This window comes from Corynebacterium striatum ATCC 6940 (assembly GCF_000159135.1).
GTDB classification, from domain to species: domain Bacteria; phylum Actinomycetota; class Actinomycetes; order Mycobacteriales; family Mycobacteriaceae; genus Corynebacterium; species Corynebacterium striatum.
In genome coordinates this window covers 106,319-109,808 of record NZ_GG667519.1, presented here as the reverse complement: position 1 = coordinate 109,808, position 3,490 = coordinate 106,319, and the positions used below count along the sequence as shown (strand labels likewise).

Genomic DNA, 3,490 nt, shown 5'->3' with positions numbered 1-3,490 from the left:
TCTGGCATGACGCGGTGTCCAGGCTTGCGCCTGGTAGTGACACATCGGCGGCGCTTGGTAAAGCCTTTTAGCCCCATGGATTTCATGATGCGTGCGACCTTCTTGTGATTGATCGGAGGAAAGTCCTTATCGTCGTTGAGGCTTGCAGCGATGCGTTTAGCACCATAAAGCCCGTGCTCATCATTGAAGATGGTTGTAATTCTCGCACCAATAAGGGCATCGGAACACATCTTTAACCTGCGCTTTTCACGGGTTTGGACCCATTTATAGAACGAGGAGCGATTGAGCTTTAACACGTGGCACATCCGCTTGACCGAGTACTCGGTTCGGTGGTCATAGACAAACTGGAAGCGGATCACCAGTGAGTCTCTTTAAGCAAAATATTTCGCGGCCTTGCGCAGGATATCGCGTTCTTCGCGCAGCTTCGCGTTTTCTTTTTCTAGCTGGCGGATCCGTTCGGAATCAGTCGCTGCTTGGGCTTTATCATGCACGGCTTTAATGCGGGCACGTTTGCCGGTACCGTACTGCTGAAGCCAGGAGAAAAGCGAGGAACGATTGACTCCAAGCTCTGCTGAAGCCGCGTGAAGTGAAAGGTCCTCATTGTTTTCATAGAGGGCCACAGCATCGCGTTTGAACTGTTCGGAGTACCTAGGCATGGTGGTAGATTACCTTTCTTCCCAACCCAACCGGGCTGGATATCAGGTGTCCACCAAAAAGGGGTCAGGTCCCCTTGCAACTCAACCGCCGACTACGCAAAGCCCTCAACTTCGACACACCCGCTGAACGCATGGCCGCACTGCTAGAGTCAACACAAACATAAGTCGCGTTTCCACGACCGCTAGATTCTGCCGAGACATCTTCAATAAAAAAGGGCTAAGTAGCAAAAAGGGCATGCGGACGAAATCTTGGAGGATTTTCCGTATGACTAATGTGCGATACACGGATGCCCTTTTGCTACTTAACCCATAAAAAATGCCCCGTGCAAGAGAACAGGGCGCACAGCTTTTAGGCCATGTATATCGCAAGTGTCTCCTGCGTGGGCCGTCCCTTAGGGCGGGAACCTTCGGCCTATTTCTAGGCGACCAACGGTCTTCGGTGAAACTTGAGCTCGACCAATCGGTCGTTCAAACTTCTGGGACTACACTAAACCCGCTGTTCAAGACAACAAAATTCCGTTCCATTGAGCTTGCCGATGCCGCCTTTACTCCACCGTCGCTCCCTCCCTGCGCGGATCTCGTTGGAGAGCATTGTCCCTACACAATCTCATATCAGGAAGCCTCCATGTCCCGCATTTCCTGCCGACTCCTCGGCGCGTAGTCATCGCCGCTACGATCTGAAGCGCCACCACGGTCGATCAATCCGCTACGGAAGACTCTCCCAGCGCCGCCGGCATCGTGCTCGGTGTCGTGGGCGGCATGGCTGCTCGCGTCCCCATCAAGACGGGTATTCGCTACCGCGGTGAGAGTGCAGCCACCGGTCAGTATCCCATCGCAGCGAAGTACACGGGCTCCGCTGCCAGCCAAGCTTTCGCACTCAGCGCAATGCCTATCGCCAATCCGCAGGGATTCTGGTACTGCATCGACAATATCCTGCCCCTGGGTTAGTACTTCGACACGAGTTGCGACATAGGGCACGGCGTCGCGTCGACGGCGGCACCGTCGCAATTTATTCTTCTTCGCGCAGGAACAGGCTGACAATCTCTGCACGCGGAGACGATGACCAGTACCGTTGAAATATGACCTTTTCTCGCGTCTACTCGTCAGCGCAACCGCCCATCGGCAGCACTCCCCTCATGCGGCTCGACCGCATCAATCCCCGCGACGATATCCGCGTCTTCGCGAAACTCGAGCAATTCAACCTCGGCGGCTCTGCCAAAGACCGCACCGCTCAGGCCCTTATCGAAGCAGCTCTCGACGCCGGCGATATTCGCGCAGGATCCACGCTCATCGAGTCCTCCTCCGGCAATCTCGGAATGGCCCTGGCACGCCAGGCGCATCTGGCTGGCATGCACTTCGTCTGTGTCGTCGATCCACGCGTCAATCGCTCCACGGTGGCCACAATGGAAGCCTACGGAGCTCGCGTGGACATGCTCGAGCACCCTGATCCTGACAACGGTGATTGGCTCACCGCACGCCGGTCGCGCGTGCAGGAGCTCCTGCAGGAGATTCCAGATGCTTTTAATCTCAATCAGTACGCCAATCAGGCTGCATTCCACGCGCATTCCGAGGGCACCATGGCCGAGATCATCGAGCAGCTCGGTGCGCCGCCCAGCCATCTCCTGGTCGCGATGAGCACGACCGGCACGCTCGGCGGCTGCGTGCGCAAACTCACCGAGCTCGGCGCGGACACAGAAACCATCGGCGTCGACGCGGAAGGATCAGTTCTCTACGGCGGCGCGCGCGGTACCCGCCTCCTTCCCGGCTACGGCGCTGGTGTGGTCACGGAACTTTCCCAAAGTTTTGAGCCTTCTCTTATCGCGCGTGTTCCTGACCTCGAGGCGATCATCGGCGCACGTCGTTTGGCACGCTGTGAGGGCGTCCTCGCCGGCGCCTCGAGCGGAGCCGTCGTGGCCGCTTGGCTCGAGCGTGCAGCAGAGCTGCCCTCTGGTTCCACGGTGGCGATGGTGCTCCATGACGGCGGCCAGCCTTACCTCGACACCATCTACAACGATGCCTGGGTCACCGAACGCTTCGACATCTCTGCGGCCGACCTCGCGCGCGGAGTAGACGACTGGGGATCCGAATGACTCCGCCGCTCAAGATCGCCATCATTGGCGGCGGACCGCGTGGCCTCTGGGCCGTAGAGGAGCTCAGTGAGCACACCTCGGTGCCCGTCGACATCACTGTCTTTGATCCCTATCCAGCGGGAGCCGGGGCCGTCTATCGCCCTGATCAACCCCGGTGTTGGCGGCTCAACGTCACCTCCTCCATCGTCACCACTCAGCGTGACACGTTGGACGCCTGGCGCGCTCGCCACGGTGACCTGGACCTCGACCCGTTCCCGCCGCGCGCCGTGGTTGGCGAGTACCTCATCGATTGTTGGAACGACGCTGTGCGACGCTTTCCTCCGGACAGCTCCGTGCACCATATCGCTCGCCGCGTGGCCTCAGTACACCGCACGGACACCGGATTCGCGGTCGACGGCGAGACTTTCGATCATGTTCTTCAGTGCACCGGCCATGCGCATGACCATCCCGGTGCGCTCACGCACCAGCGCAGCCGGGTTCCCGTCACGGGGCTGTATTGGGGCGCCACCGTTCCGTCGCAGCCGCGCCTGATCGGCGTCCGCGGTGCGGCCCTCACCTTCATCGATGTCTGCCTACGCTACGGAGACACTGCGGAGACGATTTATCCGGTAAGCCGCAGCGGCCGCTTCATGGAGGTCAAGCCGGATCCTGCGCGTCCTGCACCGACGTTTTCTCCGGCCCTCCATGCGCAGGCCCGCGCGGCACGGGACGCGGATGCGGTGCGGGAAGTTCTCGTCAACGCGG

General features: G+C 59.5%; 5 protein-coding genes. 3 read left to right on the top strand and 2 right to left on the bottom strand.

The window, feature by feature from the left end; genetic code table 11:
• Nucleotides 1–296: IS3 family transposase (locus tag HMPREF0308_RS13550; protein ID WP_169305104.1), on the bottom strand; the 296-nt coding region annotated here is incomplete at its 3' end.
• Nucleotides 297–371: 75 nt separating this feature from the next.
• A complete protein-coding gene (locus HMPREF0308_RS00455; RefSeq protein WP_169305103.1) occupies nt 372–620 on the bottom strand; it encodes a hypothetical protein in 249 nt (82 codons plus the stop codon).
• Nucleotides 621–1,415: 795 nt separating this feature from the next.
• Here HMPREF0308_RS00455 and HMPREF0308_RS00450 point away from each other — a divergent pair.
• The 3 genes from HMPREF0308_RS00450 to HMPREF0308_RS00440 all read left to right on the top strand — a co-directional run.
• Nucleotides 1,416–1,604: a hypothetical protein gene (locus HMPREF0308_RS00450; RefSeq protein ID WP_005527691.1), complete on the top strand. Its 189-nt coding sequence runs from the start codon at nt 1,416–1,418 to the stop codon at nt 1,602–1,604.
• 131 nt (nt 1,605–1,735) lie between these two features.
• Nucleotides 1,736–2,746: a pyridoxal-phosphate dependent enzyme gene (locus tag HMPREF0308_RS00445; protein WP_080548583.1), complete on the top strand. Its 1,011-nt coding sequence runs from the start codon at nt 1,736–1,738 to the stop codon at nt 2,744–2,746.
• Nucleotides 2,743–3,490: FAD/NAD(P)-binding protein (locus HMPREF0308_RS00440; RefSeq protein ID WP_005527688.1), on the top strand; the 748-nt coding region annotated here is incomplete at its 3' end. The genes HMPREF0308_RS00445 and HMPREF0308_RS00440, both read left to right, overlap by 4 nt.